The sequence below is a fragment of the Mesorhizobium sp. M1B.F.Ca.ET.045.04.1.1 genome, from assembly GCF_003952465.1.
GTDB classification, from domain to species: domain Bacteria; phylum Pseudomonadota; class Alphaproteobacteria; order Rhizobiales; family Rhizobiaceae; genus Mesorhizobium; species Mesorhizobium shonense.
This window is the reverse complement of the sequence record NZ_CP034448.1, coordinates 229,783-251,530: the sequence shown is the minus strand read 5'-3', so window position 1 is coordinate 251,530 and position 21,748 is coordinate 229,783. Positions and strand designations below refer to the sequence as shown.

16 protein-coding genes and 1 pseudogene are annotated in these 21,748 nt (G+C 64.7%); 7 read left to right on the top strand and 10 right to left on the bottom strand.

The genetic code is table 11. The features are described 5' to 3' along the window. From fdhF to EJ071_RS01160, 4 genes are all read right to left on the bottom strand, one after another. Nucleotides 1-2,913 (bottom strand): formate dehydrogenase subunit alpha, encoded by a 2,913-nt coding sequence (gene fdhF, locus EJ071_RS01175; protein WP_126096431.1) that lies wholly within the window; start codon nucleotides 2,911-2,913, stop codon nucleotides 1-3. A gap of 10 nt (nucleotides 2,914-2,923) precedes the next feature. Then, nucleotides 2,924-4,480, bottom strand: coding sequence for an NADH-quinone oxidoreductase subunit NuoF (locus EJ071_RS01170; RefSeq protein ID WP_126096430.1), 1,557 nt, complete (start codon nucleotides 4,478-4,480; stop codon nucleotides 2,924-2,926). Further along, nucleotides 4,477-4,956 carry a formate dehydrogenase subunit gamma gene (locus tag EJ071_RS01165; RefSeq protein ID WP_126096429.1) on the bottom strand — a complete coding sequence of 160 codons (480 nt, stop codon included), beginning with the start codon at nucleotides 4,954-4,956 and terminating at the stop codon, nucleotides 4,477-4,479. Before EJ071_RS01165 ends, EJ071_RS01170 begins: the two co-directional genes overlap by 4 nt. 194 nt (nucleotides 4,957-5,150) lie before the next feature. Further along, nucleotides 5,151-6,050, bottom strand: a complete 900-nt coding sequence (locus tag EJ071_RS01160) for a LysR family transcriptional regulator (RefSeq protein ID WP_126096428.1) — start codon at nucleotides 6,048-6,050, stop codon at nucleotides 5,151-5,153. A 159-nt stretch (nucleotides 6,051-6,209) separates the two neighbouring features. On the opposite strand from EJ071_RS01160, the gene EJ071_RS01155 reads away from it, so the two are divergent. Together EJ071_RS01155 and EJ071_RS01150 are read left to right on the top strand one after the other, a co-directional pair. Beyond that, nucleotides 6,210-6,851: a DUF47 domain-containing protein gene (locus EJ071_RS01155; RefSeq protein WP_126096427.1), complete on the top strand. Its 642-nt coding sequence runs from the start codon at nucleotides 6,210-6,212 to the stop codon at nucleotides 6,849-6,851. A gap of 3 nt (nucleotides 6,852-6,854) precedes the next feature. Further along, a complete protein-coding gene (locus EJ071_RS01150) occupies nucleotides 6,855-7,859 on the top strand; it encodes an inorganic phosphate transporter (protein ID WP_126096426.1) in 1,005 nt (334 codons plus the stop codon). A 28-nt stretch (nucleotides 7,860-7,887) separates the two neighbouring features. On the opposite strand, the gene EJ071_RS01145 is transcribed toward EJ071_RS01150, so the two are convergent. Next, nucleotides 7,888-8,265, bottom strand: coding sequence for a VOC family protein (locus EJ071_RS01145; RefSeq protein WP_126096425.1), 378 nt, complete (start codon nucleotides 8,263-8,265; stop codon nucleotides 7,888-7,890). Nucleotides 8,266-8,484: 219 nt separating this feature from the next. Between EJ071_RS01145 and EJ071_RS01140 the strand changes: the two genes are divergently transcribed. Continuing rightward, nucleotides 8,485-9,672, top strand: a complete 1,188-nt coding sequence (locus EJ071_RS01140; RefSeq protein WP_245460296.1) for an Mrp/NBP35 family ATP-binding protein — start codon at nucleotides 8,485-8,487, stop codon at nucleotides 9,670-9,672. Nucleotides 9,673-9,707: 35 nt separating this feature from the next. On the opposite strand, the pseudogene EJ071_RS01135 reads toward EJ071_RS01140, so the two are convergent. Continuing rightward, a pseudogene (locus tag EJ071_RS01135) lies at nucleotides 9,708-10,156 on the bottom strand (carbon monoxide dehydrogenase subunit G). Between the two features lie 150 nt (nucleotides 10,157-10,306). Between EJ071_RS01135 and EJ071_RS01130 the strand changes: the two are divergent. After that, a complete protein-coding gene (locus EJ071_RS01130) occupies nucleotides 10,307-12,112 on the top strand; it encodes an IlvD/Edd family dehydratase (RefSeq protein WP_126096423.1) in 1,806 nt (601 codons plus the stop codon). Between the two features lie 126 nt (nucleotides 12,113-12,238). Beyond that, the gene (locus tag EJ071_RS01125; protein ID WP_126096422.1) at nucleotides 12,239-12,637 is read left to right on the top strand and encodes a hypothetical protein; all 399 of its coding nucleotides are present in this window, start codon (nucleotides 12,239-12,241) and stop codon (nucleotides 12,635-12,637) included. A gap of 4 nt (nucleotides 12,638-12,641) precedes the next feature. Here EJ071_RS01125 and EJ071_RS01120 read toward each other — a convergent pair whose 3' ends face one another. Then, on the bottom strand, nucleotides 12,642-14,228 hold the full coding sequence (locus EJ071_RS01120) for a trimethylamine methyltransferase family protein (RefSeq protein WP_126096421.1): 1,587 nt from the start codon (nucleotides 14,226-14,228) through the stop codon (nucleotides 12,642-12,644). Nucleotides 14,229-14,450: 222 nt separating this feature from the next. Further along, complete coding sequence (locus tag EJ071_RS01115) at nucleotides 14,451-15,944, bottom strand: PLP-dependent aminotransferase family protein (protein ID WP_040993852.1); 1,494 nt, start codon at nucleotides 15,942-15,944, stop codon at nucleotides 14,451-14,453. 447 nt (nucleotides 15,945-16,391) lie between these two features. On the opposite strand from EJ071_RS01115, the gene pgi reads away from it, so the two are divergent. Together pgi and EJ071_RS01105 are read left to right on the top strand one after the other, a co-directional pair. Next, nucleotides 16,392-17,999: a glucose-6-phosphate isomerase gene (gene pgi, locus EJ071_RS01110; protein ID WP_245460295.1), complete on the top strand. Its 1,608-nt coding sequence runs from the start codon at nucleotides 16,392-16,394 to the stop codon at nucleotides 17,997-17,999. A 5-nt stretch (nucleotides 18,000-18,004) separates the two neighbouring features. Continuing rightward, nucleotides 18,005-18,730, top strand: coding sequence for an HAD family hydrolase (locus tag EJ071_RS01105; RefSeq protein WP_126096419.1), 726 nt, complete (start codon nucleotides 18,005-18,007; stop codon nucleotides 18,728-18,730). Here EJ071_RS01105 and EJ071_RS01100 read toward each other — a convergent pair. Both EJ071_RS01100 and EJ071_RS01095 read right to left on the bottom strand, forming a co-directional pair. Next, entirely contained in the window at nucleotides 18,727-19,440 is a 714-nt protein-coding gene (locus tag EJ071_RS01100) for a methyltransferase (RefSeq protein ID WP_245460147.1), read from the bottom strand. The genes EJ071_RS01105 and EJ071_RS01100 overlap by 4 nt on opposite strands. Nucleotides 19,441-19,442: 2 nt before the next feature. Next, nucleotides 19,443-21,437, bottom strand: a complete 1,995-nt coding sequence (locus EJ071_RS01095; protein ID WP_126096418.1) for a long-chain fatty acid--CoA ligase — start codon at nucleotides 21,435-21,437, stop codon at nucleotides 19,443-19,445. Nucleotides 21,438-21,748 lie beyond the last annotated feature (311 nt).

Genomic DNA, 21,748 nt, shown 5'->3' with positions numbered 1-21,748 from the left:
CTACTCCGCCGCTTGCAGCGGGGCGATCCGCCGGCTCTGCTTGGCCTGCTCGTTATAGTCCTTCTGCCAGTCGGTCGGGCCGTTGGACGGCGCCACCTGCACGGCGGTGACCTTGTATTCCGGACAGTTGGTCGCCCAGTCGGAGAAGTCGGTGGTGATCACGTTGGCCTGGGTGTCCGGATGATGGAAGGTCGTGTAGACGACGCCCGGCGAGACGCGGTCGGTGATCAGCGCGCGCAGCGTGGTCTCGCCGGAACGGCTCGCCAACCGCACCCAGTCGCCGTCGCGGACGCCGCGGTTCTCGGCGTCGTGCGGATGGATCTCCAGCCGGTCCTCGGCATGCCACGCGACGTTTTCAGTGCGCCTGGTCTGCGCGCCGACATTGTATTGCGACAGGATCCGCCCGGTGGTCAGAAGCAGCGGGTAGCGCGGGCCCGTCCGCTCGTCCGTCGCGACATATTCGGTTCGGATGAACTTGCCCTTGCCGCGCACGAAGCCGTCGACATGCATGATCGGGGTGCCGAGCGGCGCCTTCTCGTTGCAGGGCCACTGCACCGATCCGACGCGGTCGAGCAGCTCGAAGGAGACGCCGGCGAAGCTCGGCGTCGTCTTGGCAATCTCGTCCATGATCTCGGAAGGATGCGTGTAGTTCCAGTCGAGGCCGATGGCGCGGGCAAGAACCTGCGTCGCCTCCCAGTCGGCGTAGCGCGCCTTCGGCTCCAGCACCTTGCGCACCATGTTGATGCGGCGCTCGGCATTGGTGAAGGTTCCGTCCTTCTCGAGGAAGGTGGAGCCCGGCAGGAAGACATGCGCGTAGTTGGCCGTCTCGTTGAGGAAGAGGTCGTGCACGACGACGCATTCCATCGCGGCCAGCCCTGCGGCGACATGCTTAGTGTCCGGGTCGGACTGCAGGATGTCCTCGCCCTGGATGTAGATGCCCTTGAACGAACCGTCGACGGCGGCGTCCAGCATGTTGGGGATGCGCAGGCCCGGTTCGTCGTCCAGCTTCACGCCCCACAGGCTTTCATAGATGTCGCGCACCGCTTCGCCGGAGATATGGCGGTACCCCGGCAGCTCATGCGGGAAGGAGCCCATGTCGCAGGAGCCCTGCACGTTGTTCTGGCCGCGCAGCGGATTCACACCGACGCCTTGCCGGCCGATATTGCCGGTGGCCATGGCCAGGTTGGCGATCGCGATCACCGTGGTCGAGCCCTGGCTGTGTTCCGTCACGCCGAGGCCGTAATAGATCGCGCCATTGCCGCCCTTGGCGTAGAGCCGCGCGGCGCCGCGGATAGCCTCCGGATCGACGCCGGAGAGCTTGCCGACAACTTCAGGGCTGTTTTCCGGCAGGGCGACGAAGGACGCCCAGTCCTGGAACTCGGCCCAGTCGCAGCGCTCGCGGATGAAGGCTTCGTTGTAGAGGCCCTCGGTGACGACGACATGCGCCAGCGCTGTCAGCACCGCCACGTTGGTGCCTGGCTTCAAGGGGAGGTGATAGTCAGCTTCGACATGCGCCGACTTCACCATCTCGGTGCGGCGCGGATCGAGTACGATCAGCTTGGCGCCCTGGCGCAGCCGCTTCTTCAGCCGCGAGGCGAAGACCGGATGCGCGGAAGCCGGGTTGGCGCCGATGATGACGGCGACGTCGGTGAATTCGACCGAGTCGAAATCCTGCGTGCCGGCCGACGTGCCGTAGGTCTGGCCGAGCCCGTAGCCGGTCGGCGAATGGCAGACGCGCGCGCAGGTATCGACATTGTTGTTACGGAAGCCCTGCCGCACCAGCTTCTGGACGAGATAGGTCTCCTCGTTCGTGCAGCGCGAGGAGGTGATGCCGCCGATGGAGCCGCGTCCGTACTGATACTGGATGCGGCGGAATTCCTTCGCCGTATGGGCGATCGCCTCCTCCCAGCTCACTTCGCGCCACGGATCGGTGATCTTGTCGCGGACCATCGGCGACAGGATGCGGTCCTTGTGCGTGGCATAGCCATAGGCGAAGCGGCCCTTCACGCAGGAATGGCCGTGGTTGGCCTTGCCGTCCTTGTAGGGCATCATGCGGATGACCTCGTCACCCTTCACCTCGGCCTTGAACGAGCAGCCGACGCCGCAATAGGCGCAGGTGGTGACGGCAGAGCGCTCCGGCATGCCCTTCTCGAGCACCGTCTTCTCGCGCAGCGCGTCGGTCGGGCAGGCCTGCACGCAGGCGCCGCAGGAGACGCACTCGGAAGCGATGAAGTCCTCATGCATGCCGGCGACCATGCGCGACTCGAAGCCGCGGCCCTCGATGGTCAGCGCGAATGTGCCCTGCACCTCTTCGCAGGCGCGCACGCAGCGCGAGCAGACGATGCACTGGGCCGGATCGTAGGTGAAATAGGGGTTGGATTCGTCGCGGGCGATGTAGTCGACGGCTAACGAGCCATGGCCTGGCGCGACGCCACCTTCTTCCTTGACGTGGTTGCGGCCCTCGACGCCGTAACGGTTCTCGGCGAGGCCGACCGATTTCGCCACCGCGTCGAACTCGCTGGCGCCGGTGCCGGCCTTCTCGTTCCAGCCGCTCGGATGGTCGGAGACATAGAGCTCCATGACGCCGCGGCGGATCGCGTCGAGCCGGTCGGACTGCGTGCGCACCACCATGCCTTCGCCGACCGGCGTCGTGCAGGAAGCGGGCGTGCCGCCGCGGCCTTCGATCTCGACCAGGCAGACGCGGCAGGAGCCGAAGGAGTCCAGCATGTCGGTGGCGCACAGCTTCGGGATCTCGACCCCGCCTTCCATCGCCGCGCGCATGATCGAGGTGCCTTCCGGCACGGTGATGCTTTGGCCGTCGACCGTCAGCGTGACCTGCTTCGTCGCTTTCGACTCGGGCGTGCCGTAGTCGATTTCTTCGATGAGTGTCGGGAAGTCGGCTTTGATGTTCATCTGCCAGCTCCTATTCAGCAGCCGCGCGCGCCGGCGCCGGCTTGAAATCCTCGGGGAAGTGCGTGATCGAGCTCATCACCGGGTAGGGCGTGAAGCCGCCCAGCGCGCAGAGCGATCCGAACTTCATCGTGTTGCAGAGGTCGGTGACCAAAGCGAGGTTCTTCTCCGCCTCGATGCCGGCGGCGACCTTGTCGAGAACCTCAATGCCGCGCGTCGAGCCGATGCGGCAGGGCGTGCACTTGCCGCAACTTTCGATGGCGCAGAATTCCATGGCGAATCGCGCCTGCTTCAGCATGTCGGCGGTGTCGTCGAAAACGGTGATGCCGGCATGGCCGATCAGCCCGTCGCGCTTGGCGAATTCTTCGTAGTCGAACGGCGTGTCGAAAAGAGCGCGCGGGAAATAGGCCCCGAGCGGGCCGCCGACCTGCACCGCCTTCACCGGACGGCCCGAAGCCGTGCCGCCGCCGATCTCGTCGACGATCTCGCCCAGCGTTAGGCCGAAGGCCGTCTCGAACAGGCCGCCATGCTTGACGTTGCCGGCGATCTGGATCGGGATCGTGCCGCGCGAGCGGCCCATGCCGAAATCCTTGTAGTAGGCGGCGCCCTTGTCCATGATGATCGGCACGGAGGCTAGGCTGATCACGTTGTTGATCACCGTCGGCTTGCCGAACAAGCCCTGGATGGCCGGCAGCGGCGGCTTGGCGCGCACCACGCCGCGCTTGCCTTCGAGGCTGTTCAAGAGCGAGGTTTCCTCGCCGCAGACATAGGCGCCGGCGCCGACGCGGATTTCCATGTCGAAAGCGTTGGGAGAACCCAGCACGTTGACGCCGAGCACGCCCGCCTTGCGGGCGATCGCGACGGCCTTGTTCATCGTCGCGACGGCGTGTGGATATTCCGAACGGATATAGACAAAACCCTTGGTCGCACCGGTGGCGATGCCGGCGATCGCCATGCCCTCGATCAGCACGAAGGGATCGCCTTCCATGATCATGCGGTCGGCGAAGGTGGCGCTGTCGCCCTCGTCGGCGTTGCAGACGATGTATTTTTGGTCGGATTTGGTATCCAGCACCGTCTTCCACTTGATGCCGGTCGGGAAGCCGGCGCCGCCGCGGCCGCGCAGGCCGGATTCGGTAACTTGGTTGACGATGTCGGCGGGCGCCATGGCGACCGCGTTCTCAAGGCCCTTCAGGCCGCCATGCGATTTGTAGCTGTCGAGCGACAGCGGATCGGTGACGCCGCAGCGGGCGAAGGTCAGCCGCGTCTGCTTGGCGAGGAAGGGGATCTTGTCGGGCGCGCCGAGCCAGCGCTTGTGATGGCCGCCCTTGAGGAAGCCGCTGTCGAACAGGCTTTTGACGTCCGACGGCTTCACCGGCCCATAGGCGACGCGGCCCTCGGCGGTCGCCACCTCGACCATCGGCTCGAGGAAATAGGCGCCGCGCGAGCCGTTGCGCACGATCTTGGCCTCGACGCCGCGCTCCTTGAGCTCCTTCTCGATCGCCCTGGCGACCTTTTCGGCGCCGAGCGCCAGCGCGCCGGAATCCGCGGGGATATAGATGCGCGGGATCATGAACGCACCTCCGCGACGATCTCTTCGATCTTCTCGTCGTCGAGCCGGCCGATCACTTCGCCGTCGAGCATCGCCGACGGCGAGCAGGCGCAAAGCCCGAGGCAGTAGACTGGCTCCAGTGTAACCGATCCGTCACGGGCGGTCTCGTGAAAATCGATGCCGAGCAATTGCTTGACCTTGGCGGCGACAGCATCCGAGCCCATCGACTGGCAGGCTTCCGCCTGGCATAGCTTCAGCACGTGCCGGCCTGCGGGTTGCGCGCGGAAATCGTGATAAAAGGTGACGACGCCGTGAACTTCGGCCCTGGAAAGGTTCAGCCCGTCGGCGATGACCGGCAGTGCGGCCTGCGGCACGTGTCCGAACTCTTCCTGGATGCCGTGCAGGATCGGCAGCAGCGGACCTTCGAGGTCCTTCAACTCCTCGATGATCGCCGCAATGCGTGACGCGATCTCGGTACTTGCAGGCTGCACCGTCATGCAGCGCCCTCCCTGGTCATGGCGGCCCGATATATGTCACCCCAAGATATAGAGCGGTTTTGGGGCAACGACATGCACAGGGCGCATTATCGCTAAGTCCTTACGAAATCAGAGGAAACCCCCGAGATCAATAAAGCCGTTCCGTTGCTTGATAGAAAATTTCTATCAAAAGCGACCGGTCAGCATTGTCTAGCCTAGCGGTGGGCGCGGAAATCGTCTGCCAGCGCCATCGCCTCGTCCAGCAGCGCCTGCACCAGCGGCGTGTGCGGCTCGCGCGGCGCCGCCACCAGCCCGACCGTGTGGCTGGCATCCGGCTCGACGATCGGAATGGCCCGGATAGGCTCGGAAAAACCGAACGTTTCCGCAAGGTTGAGCGGCATGATCGACGACCATTTGCCGGTCCGGATATGCGAGAACAAGACGATCATCGAGTTGGATTCCAGCGTCGGCCGCACCTGCACGCCGGCTTCCGCCAGATGCTGGTCGATGATGCGCCGGTTCTGCATGTCCGGCGTCAGAAGGCAGAGCGGCAGCTGGCTTATCTCGGCCCACGTCACTTTGTCGCGGTCGGAATAAGGGTTCCCGACCGCCGTGATCAGTTGGTAGCGCTCGTCATAGAGCGGCACGCTCGTCACCCGCCCCAGCGGCTCGTTGTCGAGATAGGTGATGCCGGCATCGACATCGAGATTGCCGAGCAGCGTCAGCACCTCGATTGAGTTCCGCGACAGGACAGAGAAGGTGACGCCCGGATGCTTTTCGCGGAACGGCGTCGTCAGCCGCGCCACCATGGCGAGCGCTGTCGGCACGGCCGCGATGCGGATGCGGCCGGACAGACCGTGACGCGCCGCCCGCATTTCCTCGCGCATGGTCCGTGAGTCGCCGACGATGCGGCGCGCCCACGTCAGCACCTGCCTGCCTTCCGGCGTCAGGCCCTGGAAGCGCGAGCCGCGCAGCACCAGCATCACACCGAGCTGCTCCTCGAGCTGCTTGATGCCGGCCGACAGTGTCGGCTGGGTGACGCCGCACACCTCGGCCGCGCGGCCAAAATGCTCCTCCTTGGCTAAAGCGATGAAGAATTCCAGCTTGTCGATCATGCCATTCGATCCACCGCGATTTGCCTAAGGTCAGGGAAATCGCCTTGCTTCGCAAGACACACGCAATCGAACCTCATCCACATTTTTAAGCCGGCTCACCTGTTTTCCCGTGCTGCGCTTGGGTTTATGTGGTGGAGACGCGGACGCATGGAGGACCAGATGCTGGGTTGGTTTCGCAAACTGTTGCCGCGCGAGGATCGCTTCTTCGAGCTGTTCGAGCGGCATTCGCGCGCGGTGGTCGGCGGCGCCGAGGCCCTTGAGCAGCTTCTCCAGGGCAAGGACATCGACCGCTGGTGCCAGAAGATCGTCGATCTCGAGGACGAAGCGGACGGCATCACCGCGGAGGTGCTGCTTGCCGTCAGGCGCTCCTTCATCACGCCATTCGACCGCGGCGACATCAAGGATCTGATCCAGTCGATGGATGACGCCATCGACACGATGCACAAGGCCGTCAAGACGGTAAAACTGTTCGAGATGCGGGAATTCGATCCGCTGATGCGGGAAATGGGCGGCGTTATCGTCCAGGCCGCCCGCCTGGTCGCCGAGGCGATACCGCTGCTCGGCAAGGTCGGCGCCAACGCCGCGCGCCTCAACGCCATCGCCGAAGAAGTCATGCGCGTCGAGGGGCGGGCTGACGACCTGCATGAGCAGGGCCTGAAAGATCTCTTCAGGAAGCACGGCAATAGCGATGCCATGGCCTATCTGATCGGCTCGGAGTTCTACGGCCAGCTGGAGAAGGTCGTCGACCGTTTCGAGGACGTCGCCAATGAGATCAGCGGCATCGTGATCGAGAACGTATAGGCGATGGACGCCGCGATCGCCTTTCCCCTGCTGGTCGGCCTCGTCGCCGTCGCGCTGTTCTTCGATTTCCTCAATGGCCTGCACGATGCCGCCAACTCGATCGCGACCATCGTTTCCACCCGCGTGCTCAGGCCGCACTACGCGGTGATCTGGGCGGCGTTCTTCAACTTCATAGCTTTCCTGTTCTTCGGCCTGCATGTCGCCGAGACGGTGGGAAAAGGCATCGTTGATGCCGAGATCGTGACGCCGGCGGTGATCTTCGCCGCGCTCGTCGGCGCCATCATCTGGAACATCGTCACCTGGATCGCGGGCATTCCGTCGAGCAGCTCGCATGCGCTGATCGGCGGGCTGGTCGGCGCCGGCGTCGCCAAGGCCGGCACGGGGGCCATCGTCTGGTCCGGGCTGGGCAAGACGATAGCGGCGATCGTGCTTTCGCCGGCAACCGGATTCGTGCTGGCGCTCGTCCTCGTTCTCGTCGTCTCATGGCTGTTCGTGCGCCAGACGCCGTTCGCCGTCGACAACGCCTTTCGCGTGCTGCAGTTCTTCTCCGCCTCGCTCTATTCGCTGGGGCACGGCGGCAATGACGCGCAGAAGACCATGGGCATCATCGCCGTGCTGCTCTATTCGCAAGGCATGCTCGGCCAGAGCTTCTACGTGCCGCTCTGGGTGGTCATCACCTGCCAGTCGGCCCTGGCGCTGGGCACGTTGCTCGGCGGCTGGCGCATCGTCCACACCATGGGCTCGAAGATCACCCGGCTCAATCCCATGCAGGGTTTTTGCGCCGAGACCGGCGGCGCCATAACCCTCTTTGCCGCCACCTGGCTCGGCGTCCCGGTGTCGACGACGCACACGATCACCGGCGCCATCATCGGCGTGGGCGCCGCCCGCCGCATTTCCGCCGTGCGCTGGGGCATTGCCGGCAACATTGTCGTTGCCTGGGTGATCACGCTGCCGGCAACGGCGGCGATCTCGGCGCTCACCTATCTCGCCACGCGGTTGGCCGGATGAGGCGATCCGGATCCGCCTGACCGCGCAGCTATTTGCCCACCAGGTTCAGGATGTTGCCGTCGGGATCCTTGAACCAGGCGACCTTCATGCCCGAGCCGACGTGGATGTCGCCCTCGAGCGACAGTCCAGGCATATCGTAGTGCTCGAAGGTGACGCCCTTCGATCGCAGCGCTTTGACGATAGGCTCGATCTGGTCGCCGACCGCCCAGGTCGCCGCCGTCGCCTTGTTGGTGCCGGCATATTGCGAACGATAGACATTAACGACGGTATCGCCGCTTTTGTAGACGATCAGTTCGCCGTCCATATCGTCGACTTGGCTGAGGCCGAGCGTGCCTTCATAGAAGGCTTTGGCCTTCTCCAGGTCCTTCACCGCGAGATTGGCTGTCGCATTGCTGTTTTCGAGCATGACCCGTCTCCTTCTCCGGCTGTCGTTTGATAGCAATCGAAATAGCGCGGGCGGCCTGCTTGGCCATGATCAAGCTCGAAGCCTAATTCAGGTTCCGGATCCCGATCGGCAAACCCGACACCATCCGTCGTTTTCCGGAGCACACCGGGCCAGCCATTGCTCCACGGCTTGGTTCTTGGGGGAAACTGCACTATCTGGACGCCAAAGCCCGAGGAAAAGATCATGGCCGTCACCAAAGAAATCGTCATCGAGCGCCTGAGGACGGTGAACGGGCCGGACTTCACCGGCAATATCGTCGACCTCGGCCTGGTCTCCGAAATTTTCATCGCCGATTCCAAGGTGTTCTTCTCGATCACCGTGCCCGCCGCCCGCGCGCAGGAGATGGAGCCGCTGCGCGCCGCCGCCGAGCGTGTGGTCAAGGCCATCCCGGGCGTCGCCAATGCCATGGTCGCGCTGACGGCGGAGAAGAAGGGCGGCGGCATGGAAGCGCCGGTGCGGCCGCGCCCGGCTCCGCAGCCAGCGCCGCCAAGGCCGGCTCCGCAGGCGGCACCACAGCGTGCCGCGCCGCAAGCGCCGGCCTCGCACAGTCACGGCAAGCGTGGCGTGCCGGGCATCGATGCGATCATCGCCGTCGCTTCCGGCAAGGGTGGCGTCGGCAAGTCGACCACCGCCGTCAACCTGGCGCTCGGCCTTGCCGCCAACGGATTGAAGGTCGGCGTGCTAGATGCCGACATCTACGGACCGTCGATGCCCCGGCTGCTCAACATCCATGGCCGGCCCCAGACCGTAGACGGCAAGGTCCTGAAGCCGATGCAGAATTACGGCCTCAAGGTGATGTCGATGGGCTTCCTCGTCGATGAGGAGACGCCGATGATCTGGCGCGGCCCGATGGTGATGTCGGCGCTCACCCAGATGCTGCGCGAGGTCGAATGGGGACCGCTCGACGTGCTGGTCGTCGACATGCCGCCCGGCACCGGCGACGCCCAACTCACCATGGCCCAGCAGGTGCCGCTCGCCGGCGCCGTCATCGTCTCGACGCCGCAGGACCTTGCCCTGATCGACGCCCGCAAGGGCCTCAACATGTTCAAGAAGGTCGACGTGCCGTTGCTCGGCATCGTCGAGAACATGAGCTATTTTCTCGCGCCGGACACCGGCAAGCGCTACGACATCTTCGGCCATGGCGGCGCGCGCCGCGAGGCCGAGCGCCTCGGCGTCACCTTCCTCGGCGAGGTGCCGCTCGAGATGGGCATCCGCGAAAGCTCGGATGCTGGCGCTCCCGTTGTCGCATCCAAGCCGGACGGCGCTGAGGCCAAGATCTATCGCGAGATTGCCTCGAGGGTCTGGGAAAGGGTCCAGGAAGAACGCGGCGCGGCGGAAGCCGCGGTGCCAAGCATCGTGTTCGAGTAGCGCGGATATCCCTCCCCTCAAGGGGGAGGGGGACGTCAGCCGCCCACCTTCTCTCCGAACGTCGAAAAAAACTGCCCGGCGAGCTTCTTCGAGGTCGATTCGATCAGCCGGCTGCCGAGCTGCGCGATCTTGCCGCCAACTTCGGCCTTGGCGGCGTATTTCAGGATCGTCGTGTCCGCTCCGTCGGCGGCCAAGGTGACGTCGGCGCCGCCCTTGGCGAAGCCGGCAATGCCCCTTTGCCTTCGCCCTGGATCGTGTAGGAGTGCGGCGGCTTGAGATTCTTTAGCGTCACTTCGCCGTTGAAGGTCGCCTTGATCGGCCCGATCTTCAGCACCACCGTCGCGGCCAGCTCGGTATTGGATTTCTTCTCCAGGGCCTTGCAGCCGGGGATGGCGTCCTTGAGGATGTCCGGGTCATTGAGGGCTTCCCAAACTTTCTCGACGGGTGCGGCGATCCGCTCCTCGCCTTCGATCACCAAAGCCATCAAGACCTCCCGGGTTGCTGATGCCGATTGGTCCTAGCGCGCGGCCCTTAATCTGTCTATCGCACCAAAGTGCGGGTCTGCGGCGCTCGTGCCCCTTGCTTGCATTCGCGCATTGTCATATCGATTTGTCATACAAATACGGAGACCACGATGGCCGGCGCCCCCACCAAGAAGAAGAAATTTCGCTCGCAGGAGTGGTTCGACAATCCCGATAATCCGGGCATGACGGCGCTCTATCTCGAGCGCTACCTCAATTACGGACTGACGCGCGCCGAGCTGATGTCGGGCAAGCCGCTGATCGGCATCGCGCAGACGGGCTCCGATCTCTCGCCCTGCAACCGGCACCATCTCGAGCTGGCCAAGCGTGTGCGCGAAGGCATCGTGTCGATGGGCGGCATCCCGTTCGAATTCCCGTGCCATCCGATCCAGGAGACCGGCAAGCGCCCGACCGCGGCGCTCGACCGCAACCTTGCCTATCTCAGCCTCGTCGAGGTGCTCTACGGCTATCCGCTCGACGGCGTCGTGCTCACCATCGGCTGCGACAAGACCACGCCTGCGTTGCTGATGGCGGCGGCCACCGTCAACATCCCGGCGATCGCGCTTTCGGTCGGCCCGATGCTCAATGGCTGGCACAAGGGCAAGCGCACGGGTTCCGGCACCATCGTCTGGGAGTCGCGCCAGCGCCTGTCGGCCGGCGAGATCAATTATGACGAGTTCATGGACATCGTCGCCTCCTCGGCGCCGTCGACCGGCTATTGCAACACCATGGGCACCGCCACCACGATGAACTCGCTGGCCGAGGCGCTCGGCATGCAACTGCCCGGCTCGGCCGCCATCCCTGCGCCCTATCGCGAGCGCGGCCAGATCGCCTACGAGACCGGAAAACGCATCGTCGACATGGTGCATGAGGACCTGAAGCCCTCCGACATCATGACCCGCAAGGCCTTCGAGAACGCCATCGTCGTCAATTCGGCCATCGGCGGCTCGACCAACGCACCGATCCACCTCAACGCGATTGCCCGTCATCTCGGCGTGCCGCTCGACAATGACGACTGGCAGAATGTCGGCCTCAACATCCCGCTCCTCGTCAATCTGCAGCCGACAGGCGAGTATCTCGGCGAGGATTATCACCATGCCGGCGGCGTGCCGGCTGTGGTGGCCGAGCTGATGAAGGGCGGCCTGCTACCTCATCCCGATGCGATCACCGTCAATGGCAAGACCATGGGCGATAATTGCAGGGATGCCGTCAACGAGAACCCGGACGTGATCAGCAGCGCCGCCAGGCCGCTCAAGGCCAATGCCGGCTTCATCAACCTCAAGGGCAATCTGTTCGATTCCGCTATCATGAAGACCAGTGGCATCTCGTCGGAATTCCGCGAGCGCTACCTCTCCAACCCGAACGATCCCGAGGCCTTCGAAGGCAAGGCTATCGTCTTCGACGGCCCGGAGGACTACCACGCCCGCATCGACGATCCGGCGCAGGGCATCGACGAGCACACCATCCTGTTCATGCGCGGCGCCGGTCCGGTCGGCTATCCGGGCGGCGCCGAGGTCGTCAACATGCAGCCGCCCGCCTACCTCATCAAGAAGGGCATTCATGCGCTGGCCTGCATCGGCGACGGCCGCCAGTCCGGCACGTCCGGCTCGCCGTCGATCCTCAACGCCTCGCCGGAAGCCGCCATCGGCGGCGGCCTGGCGCTGCTCAAGACCGGCGACCGCGTCCGCATCGACCTCAAGAAAGGTACCGCCAACATCCTCGTCAGCGACGAGGAGATCGCCAGGCGGCGGGCCGAGCTGCAGGGCAATGGCGGCTATCACTACCCCAAGCACCAGACGCCGTGGCAGGAGATCCAGCGCGGCATGGTCGACCAGTTCTCGGCCGGCATGGTGCTGAAGCCGGCGGTGAAATACCAGGACGTGGCGCACACCAGCGGCGTGCCGCGCGACAATCACTGAGTTTTCCTGCTTCGGGAAATCGAGGGGCGGCTTGCGCAGCGCGGGCCGCCCTTTTCTTATGCCCTTGTTTCGGCCGCTTGGCGCATCCAGATAGCGTCATACCAGCTGAGTGAGGAGACAAGCATCATGGCTAAGAGGCGCTCTTCCCTCGGCTTTCTCGGCATGTTCGGCCGCTCGGGCGACCTGCGCCAGCTCGACGAAGCGTTGCGCCGGGCGGACCTGCATCCGGCGCTGGTGCCCGAGGGCGTAAAACTCACCATCGTCAATCTGATGAAGGATCATTGGTCGGAGGAGCCGCCGCCGCAGGCCTATCAATCGGTGGCGCAGCTTTGCAGCTATTGCGTTGCCGGACCGGAGATGTTCGAACAGGCCAACGGCCGGGAGTCGACGCTGGAAGCCGAGCGCCGCATCGAGGCGGCGCTCGAATCCGGCGACAGCTTCGATGCGCAGATCGTGCTGATGACGCTGCATGCGAAGCTGATCAACGCCGAGGTCGTCGAGCGCTACGGGCTGAGTGCAGAGTAGGACCCTAGCCGCCTATCTTGTTGCGCGGCAGCTTGATCATCTCGCCGAAGCGGGCGCGCAGCTTGTCGTCGACGAGCCGCGATACATGCCGCGGAAAACGCTCGGCCAGCACCCGCTTCTTCTCGGCGATCGCCCGCTGCAGGATGTCGGGCCGGCCTTTCTCGTTCCATTCCTTCGGCGAGAACCGGTCGCCGACCGCGGGATAAAAATATTCGGTCTGCATCAGCTTCAGCGTCTGCTCGTTGCCGAGATAGTGGCCCGGCCCCTTTAGGCAGACATCGGTGATGGTGTCGATCGACAGCGCCTCATCCGTCACCTCGATGCCGCGCACGCAGCGCAGGCAGTGGCCGAGCATGTCGTTGTCGATGATGAGGCTTTCGAGGCAGAAGCCGAGCAGCGAGGCATGCATGCCGGCCGATTCATAGACGAGATTGAGGCCGGAGAGACCGGCCATCACATTGGTGATGCCCTTCTCGTAGCCGGCCTGGATGTCGGGCAGTTTCGAGTCCGTCATGCCGGCGGCCGAGCCTCCCGGCAGGTCGTAATATTGCGCCATCTGCGCGCAGGCCGCGGTCAGCACCGATTGCTCGGCCGATCCGCCGGACATGGCGCCGGTCCTGAGATCGGAGACGAACGGCCAAGTGCCGAAGATCGCCGGGTGGCCGGGCTTGATGGCATTGACGTAGACCAGGCCCATCAGCACTTCGGCCACCGCCTGGACGACGGCGCCAGCAATCGCGGCGGGAGCCGTGGCACCGGCCTGGCCGGCCGAGAGGAGCAGGATCGGAATGCCGCCCTCGACGCAGGCTTCCAGCACGCCGCAGGCATCTTCGGCGAACTTCATCGGCGGCACGACAAAGCAGTTCGAGTTGGAGACGAACGGCCGCGCCCGGAAGTTCTCCTCGCCGCCGGCGATCGCATAGAGCATTTCCAGCGCCGGCTTGACGTTCTCGCGCACCGTGAACGAGGTGCCGACATGCTTGGACGTCCCCATCACGCAGGCGTAGAGCGTGTTGAAGTCCATCTCGAGCGGATCGGGGATGTCGCGCGGCACCATGGTGCGCTGGAAGAAATGGATGTTGTCGAGCCCGTCGACGAGGCGGGCGGCGTCGTAGATGTCCTGCAGCTGCGATTCGCGGTACTCGCGCTTCTCGACGTCGACGAGGTGCACGGCCGCGCCCGCCGTGCCGTAATGCACGCGTTTGCCCTGGATCACCATGTCGTGCTTGGGGTCCTGGCCATGAAGCGTGAAGTGGCGCGCCGCCTTTTTGATCGTGTCGAGCACCAACGTGCGCGGCAGGCGGACGCGGCCGTCATCGCCATAGGTCGCGCCGACCCGGATCAGCGCCTCGATGCAGGAGGGGATGGCGTTGGCGAAGCCCACCGTCTCCAGAAGCGTCAGCACCGCCTCGTGGATGCGCTCCTGGTCGTTCCGGCTCAATGGGCCGTAGCTGCCGCCTTCGAGGCCCGGCCGCACCGGACGGATGTCGTCGGCTAAAGGCGCCGCCCGCATCGCGCGGCGCGCTTCGCGCCCGCCGGATCGCCGCGAACGCTGGTCCGCCGCTTCCTGCTTCTCAAGAGCCACTGACATGGAAAGCACTCCACCTTGTTTTTTCAGGGGCAGGGTGCGTGGCGGTTGGTCCACCATCGGCCTGCCTCGTCCCCTATAGGTCCCGACTATGCCGCCGGCATTGGCACAGCCTATGGGCCAACCAATCCCGTCGAATATGCCAGGACGCTAAAACAGGCGAGTCGTGCAAAAGAAAAAGGGAGCCGGCTCACGCAGGCTCCCTTCGAGAAATTCAGTCCACGATCAGGCCGCAGCGGGCCGGCGGCCGGCTGCCGTGGCGAGCTCGCGGATACCCGGCTCGATATGCTGCAGCGAGATCGAGGAGATGCCCAAGCGCATGAAACGCGAGGGCTTTTCGCTGCGGTCGAAGAAGCGGTCGCCAGGTTCGATGATGACGCTGCGCGATGCGGCCGCTTCAGCCAGGCCGCGTGAATCCGTGCCACGCGGCCCCTCCAGCCAGAGCGATGTGCCGCCTGCCGAGTCGGTCGAACGCCACTCTGGCAGGAAAGCGGAAATCGCATGGACCAGACGCTTGCGCCGCTCGTCGAAGGCGGCGGAGAGCCTGCGCACCAGCGCCTCGTGATGGCCGAGCGACAAAAACAGCGCGACGGCGCGCTGGTTGTTCGCCGGCGGGTGCCTGAGCATGAAGCGGCGCAGCGCGCGAAGCTCGGCGATCAGCCCGGCCGATGCAACGATGTAGCCAAGCCTCAAGCCCGGAGCCAGCGTCTTCGACATCGAGCCGACATAAATGACCCGGCCCGAACGGTCGAGGCTCTTCAGCGCCTGCTGCGGCGCCTCGTCGAGAAGCTGGCTGTCATAGCCGTCCTCGATGATGATCTGGTTGTTGCGGTTGGCCCGCGCCAACAGATCTTGCCGCCGCTCGGCCGACAGCGGCACCATTGTCGGGCAATGGTGGCTGGGGGTGACGAAGACGAAGCCGGAATCGCTGGGGATCGCCGAGGTGACGATGCCGGACTGGTCGACAGGAACCGGCTGGATATCGGCGCCCGCCAGCCGGAAGATCGAGCGGGCGTCCGGATAGCCCGGATCTTCCATCGCCACCTTCGAGCCCTTGGTCATCAGCAGCGAGGCGAGCATGTAGAGCGCATTCTGGGCGCCCAGCGTCACGATGATCTCGTCCGGATTGGCGAAGATGCCGCGCCGCGGCAAAAGCCGGGCCTGGATCTGCTCGATCAGCAGCGGATCGTCGCGGTCGACCATGTCGGACGCCCAGTTGCGGATCTCCAGAACGGCCAGCGCCATGCGGTTGCATTCGCGCCATTCGGCGGTCGGGAACAGCGCCGGATCGAACTGGCCGTAGACGAACGGGTAGGAGGACTTGATCCAGTTGTCGTGCTTGGCCGGCGGCGGCATGTCGCTGGCCGCGATCTGCCGGCGCGCCTTCCAGTCGATCTCGTTCTGCTGGTCAGGCGCTTTCTGGTGCGGCTTGGCGGGTGTCGCCAGCACGTCCGGGTTGACGAAATGGCCGCGCCGCTCGCGCGCCACCAGGAAGCCCTGGTCGACCAGCTGCTGGAACGCAAGCACCACCGTGCCGCGGGCAACCCCAAGTTTTTCCGCCAGAATCCGGCAGGACGGCAGCGGCATCGAAGCGGCGATTTGTCGGTCGAGGATGGCTGCGACGATCGCCTGGCGGATCTGTGCCTGGAGGGTTTGTCCGGATTCGGCCGAAATCCGGAACAGGCCGGACCATATGGCCGTGTCATTGCGCTGTGGCATGGGAGATCTTCCTCGGATGGCCAGCTGTTTTCACTTGGCTGGACCAGTCGAGTGTAGGGGTGGCACAAGGGGTTGCGCCAATCAATTTTTCTGATCGCTGGGATTTATGCCAGTGATCTATAGGCGCGACGCGCAGCGTCGTCGCCGCGCGATACGCAAGCGCGATGCGCAGCATCGTCGCGGCACCACCCAAGCGCGATGCGCAGCATCGTCGCCCATGCCGTGCAGCATCCTCGCGGTGAAATTCTCGGGTCCTCACCGTCCAATACCGCGCATCATAAAAGCGTGACGCACTTGCGTCATCGCCGCGCTTGAATGAAATGGAAATAGGCTAAATAGAATGACGCGCCGACATGCGCCGGAAACAACCGGCTTGTTAAAATGGTCTAAAAACCCGCCAGGAGCCCGCCATTGGATCAGTCAGCCTTCGACAAGCAGGTCACCGCTCTGCGCGATCAGCGCGCGGCAGCCAAGGGCACCATGCGCCAGGCGTTCGCTGCCGATCCCAAGCGCTTCGAGAAGTTCTCTGCCACCGATGACGACCTTCTGCTCGACTGGTCGAAATGCGCGGTCGACGCCGACACGATGGCGATGCTGGAGAAGCTCGCCGGCGCCGCCGATCTCGCGGGACGCCGCGCCGCCATGTTCGAAGGCAAGAAGATCAACATCACCGAGAACCGCGCCGTGCTGCACACGGCGTTGCGCAACCTCACTGGTAAGGGCGTCGTGGTCGATGGCCAGGACACGAAGGCCGATGTGATTGCCGTGCTCGACGCCATGGGCGCCTTCGCCGACGCCATCCGCTCGGGCAAGGCGGCCGGCGCCACCGGCAAGAAGATCACAGACATCGTCAATATCGGCATCGGCGGCTCGGATCTCGGTCCGGCGATGGTCACGCTGGCGCTGGCGCCCTATCATGACGGCCCGCGCGCGCATTATGTCTCCAATGTCGACGGCGCCCACATCCACGACACGCTGAAAGGCCTGTCCCCCGAAACGACACTGTTCATCGTCGCCTCAAAGACCTTCACCACGGTCGAGACGATGACCAACGCCGAGACGGCGCGCAAATGGGTGGAGAAGGCGCTGGGCAAGGAAGCGATCGGCAAGCATTTCGCCGCCGTCTCGACCGCGCTCGATCTGGTGGCGAAGTTCGGCATTGCCTCGGACCGCGTCTTCGGCTTCTGGGATTGGGTCGGCGGCCGCTACTCGGTCTGGAGCGCCATCGGCCTGCCGGTGATGATCGCCGTCGGTCCGCGCAACTTCCGCGCCTTCCTCGACGGCGCGCACGAGATGGACGAGCATTTCCGCTCGGCACCGCTGCAAAGGAACCTGCCTGCTTTGCTGGGACTGATCGGCTGGTGGCACCGGGTCGTCTGCAAATATCCGGCCCGCGCCGTCATTCCCTATGACCAGCGCCTGTCGCGCCTGCCGGCCTATCTGCAGCAGCTCGATATGGAGTCGAACGGCAAGAGCGTCACGCTGGACGGCGGCGCGGTCACCACGCCGACCGGCCCGCTGGTCTGGGGCGAGCCCGGCACCAATGGCCAGCATGCTTTCTTCCAGCTCTTGCACCAGGGCACCGATTTCATCCCGGTCGAGTTCCTCGCCGCGGCGATAGGCCATGAGCCGGAGCTGAAGCACCAGCACGATCTGCTGCTCGCCAACTGCCTGGCGCAGTCGGAAGCCTTCATGAAGGGCCGCACGCTTGAGGAAGCGCGCGCGCAGATGCTGGCCAAGGGCATGAAGCCCGCCGACGTCGACCGCATCGCGCCGCACCGTGTGTTCTCGGGCAACCGCCCGTCGCTGACGATCCTCTACAGGAAGCTTGATCCGCGCACGCTCGGCCGGCTGATCGCGCTCTACGAGCACCGCGTCTTCGTCGAGGGCACGCTGTTCAACATCAACTCGTTCGACCAGTGGGGCGTCGAACTTGGCAAGGAATTGGCGACGGGCCTGCTGCCTGTCGTGGAAGGCAAGGAGACTGCCGCAAAACGCGACGCCTCGACTGCCGGACTGGTGGCTCATATCCACCAATTGCGCGGCGCGGAGTGACAGGTTTGGCGGACATCAAGGGCATTCTCTTCGACAAGGACGGCACGCTTGTCGATTTCAACGCAACCTGGCTCGGCATTGCCGATTTCATGGCCATGGACGCCGCCGAGGGCGATCGCTGGAAGGCCGACCGGCTGCTCGCCGCGGCCGGCTTCGATTTCGTCAGCAAGCGCTTCAAGCCCGATTCGATCTTCGCCTCCGGCTCGAACATGGATGTCGTCGAGCTGTGGTTCCCACGTCTGTCCGACGAGGACCAGATGCTGGCCGTCTCCCGCTTCAACGAGATCACCTCGGTGCAGGGCTCGTCGATGGCGGTGGCACTTCCCGGTATCATCGAATCGCTGCGGATGCTGCACAAGCGGTCCTACCGCATGGGCGTCGCCACCAACGATTCCACCAGTGGCGCCGAGAAGACGCTCGCCACGCTGGGTGTCGCGCAGCTCTTCGACGCCGCCTTCGGCTATGATGCCGTGGCCAACCCCAAGCCTGCGCCCGATACGGTCGTCGCCTTCTGCGATCTGACCGGACTGAAGCCCAGTGAGATCGCCATGGTCGGCGACAACCGTCACGATCTCGAAATGGCGCGCGCCGGCGGCTGCGGGCTGGCGGTGGGCGTTCTTTCCGGCACCGGCACGCGCGACTCGCTGTCGCCGATGGCTGACGTCATCTTGGATTCGGTCGCCGACCTGCCGGATTTCCTTTCGGCGCGGGTAAGCGTAGCGGCGAGTTAATCAGCGTCTGCCACGACGAAAGCAAACACTCCGCTCGGCTTCGGCGCGCCGCCGCCGTTTCCGCCGACATCGGGCACCTGATACTCAGCCAACGGACAAAGCCGCCGCCTGGGCAGCCAGGCGCGGCCCGGGTCGCCGACCAGCACCTCGATGCCGGCGGCAAGGCACCGGTCGAGGAACGGCACCATGCGCTGCCCTACCTCCTGCGCGTAGAAGACGTCGCCGGCGAGCACCAGATCGACGCCGGGCGGCGGACCGGCAGTGATGTCCTCGCCGAATATGGTCATGGCGACGCCGTTGGCCGCGGCGTTGAGGCCAAGCGCGACAATGCCGTTGCGGTCGATTTCCGCCGCGACCACCTCGCTCGCCCCGGCCTTCGCCGCGGCGATGCCGACAAGGCCGGAGCCGGCGCCAAGGTCGAGCACGCGGCGGCCCGCGACGGTCGAGGGCCGGTCGAGAATATAGCGCGCCAGCACCGTGCCGCCCGCCCAGGCATAGGCCCAGTAGGGCGGTTGCGGCTCGACAACGCTTTCATCGGCGTCACCATCCGGCTCTAGCAGCCGCCGCAGCCCGCTGCCGGGATGGGCCATGTAGAGGCGGATTTCGTGAAGCGACGGCACCGGCAAAAGCCGCATGTTCGCCGTGATGAATTCCGCCGGATCGAGCCTTTCGCTTGGTTCGCGCGATGCGCTGGCAGCGTGGTCGGCCAAGTCTACTCCCGCAATGCGCGCCGCAGGATCTTGCCGACCGGCGTCTTCGGCAGCTCGGTGCGGAATTCGATGTATCTCGGCCGCTTGTAGCCGGTCAGGTTCTCGCGGCAATAGGCGGTCAGCGCCTCGATGGTCAGCGCAGCGTCCTTCCTGACCACGAACAGCTTCGGCACCTCGCCGGAATGCTCGTCTGGCACGCCGATCGCCGCCACCTCGAGCACGCCGGGATGCTGCGCCACGACCTCTTCCAGCTCGTTCGGATAGACGTTGAAGCCGGAGACCAGGATCATGTCCTTCTTGCGGTCGACGATCTTGGTGTAGCCGCGCTCGTCCATGAAGCCCATGTCGCCCGACTTGAAGAAGCCGTCCTTGGTCATCACCTTGGCGGTCTCGTCCGGCTGGTTCCAGTAGCCGGCCATCACCTGCGGCCCGCGGATGCAGATTTCGCCGACTTCGCCGAGCGGCACGTTGTTGCCGTCGTCGTCGCGGATGGCGATCTCGGTCGAAGGGAGCGGCAGGCCGATCGTGCCGGTGAACTCGCTGGAGCTGAACTTGTTGGAGGTGGCCACCGGCGAGGTTTCGGAAAGCCCGTAGCCTTCGCTCACCGGACAGCCGGTCAGCGCCTTCCAGCGTTCGGCCACGCCCTTCTGCACCGCCATGCCGCCGCCAAGCGTCAGGATCAGCGGCCTGAAGTCGAGCTTGCGGAAATCCTCATTGTTGAGCAGCGCGTTGAACAGCGTGTTGAGGCCGGGGAAGATGTGGACCGGGTATTTCTGCAGTTCCTTGACGAAGCCCGGAATGTCGCGCGGGTTCGGAATGAGCACGTTCTGCGCGCCCTGCTGCATGCCCATCAGCGCGTTCACCGTCAGCGCGAAGATGTGGTAGAGCGGCAGCGCGCAGACGAAGTTGAGATGCGCGGGCTTCGGCTTGACCGTATAGGCATCCTCCACCCAGAGCGAATTCTGCGCCACGTTGGACAAGACGTTCCGGTGCAGCAGCGTCGCGCCCTTCGAAATGCCGGTCGTGCCGCCCGTATATTGCAGGAAGGCGATATCGTCGGCCCAGACGGCCGTCGACTTGAAGGCGCTTGCCGAGCCGGCCTTGAGCGCGGCATTGAACTTGACATGGCCGGGCAGCGACCAGGCGGGAACCATCTTCTTCACCCGCCGCACGACGAGATTGACGATCGTGCCTTTGAGGCCGCCCAGCATGTCGCCCATCGCCGCAACCACCACATGCTTGACCGGCGTCCGGGCGATCACCGCCTGCAGCGTGTTGGCGAAGTTTTCCAGGATGACGATGGCCTGCGCGCCGGAATCCTTGAGCTGATGCTCCAACTCGCGCGGCGTGTAGAGCGGGTTGATATTCACCACCGTGAAGCCGGCGCGAAGCACCGCCATCATCGCCACCGGATACTGCAGCACGTTCGGCATCATCAGCGCCACGCGCGCGCCCTTCTCCAGCCCCTTCGACTGCAGATAGGCGGCGAAGGCGGCCGAAAGCCGCTCTAGCTCCGCATAGGAAATCGACTTGCCCATGCACACGAATGCCGGCCGGTTGGCGAACTGCCTGCAGGCGCCGACGAGGAAGTCGCCGATCGAGTTGTGAGGCAGGGGGCCGATCTCGGCCGGCATGTTCTTCGGATAGTTTTTGAGCCACGGCTTTTCCGGCAGCCCGGCGGTGAGTTCCGTGATCGCCTTCGGCAGATGCTTGGCCGGAGCGGATGCCGGCTTTGCGGCGCCCGCTGCCTTTGTGGCGGCGGGCTTGCCGGCAGGCTTGTCGGTTTTTGCGGTTGCAGCCTTGGTGGCGGACTTGGAGCTCGTCTTCGCGTGAGCAGCAGCTGGCTTGGCCTTCGGCTTGGCGGCGGCCTTGGCCGGTGGCGCGGTCTTGGCAGGTGAAGCTGTCTTGGAAGGTGAAGCCTTGGGCGCGCCGGCATCGCCAGTCGCGGCCTTGGCTTTTGCCTTCGCCGGGGGCGTCGTCTTTGCTGCTTTTGCCACCAAATCCCTCCCTGGTGTCCTGGTCGTGCTGCCGCGCGCCGCATTCGCTTCCGATACCGGAAACGTCCTCCGCCGCCGCCGATCGCGGATTCCCCAAGAAATCCCGCATGGCGTCTATGTATTGCCTCTATCGGCGGCCGTGCAAGTCTTGCCCCAGCGGCAGCGGCGGAAAGATTTGCCGCCGAAATCTCTTCGCCCGACCGTTCCGCGAAAGGTGTGCCGACAGGGAGCAGGGTCGCAAGCGGTGAGCTTCCGGGCTGATTTCGGGAGGCAGCCAATCAATAAAAAATGCAGTCGTTAACAATGTCGTG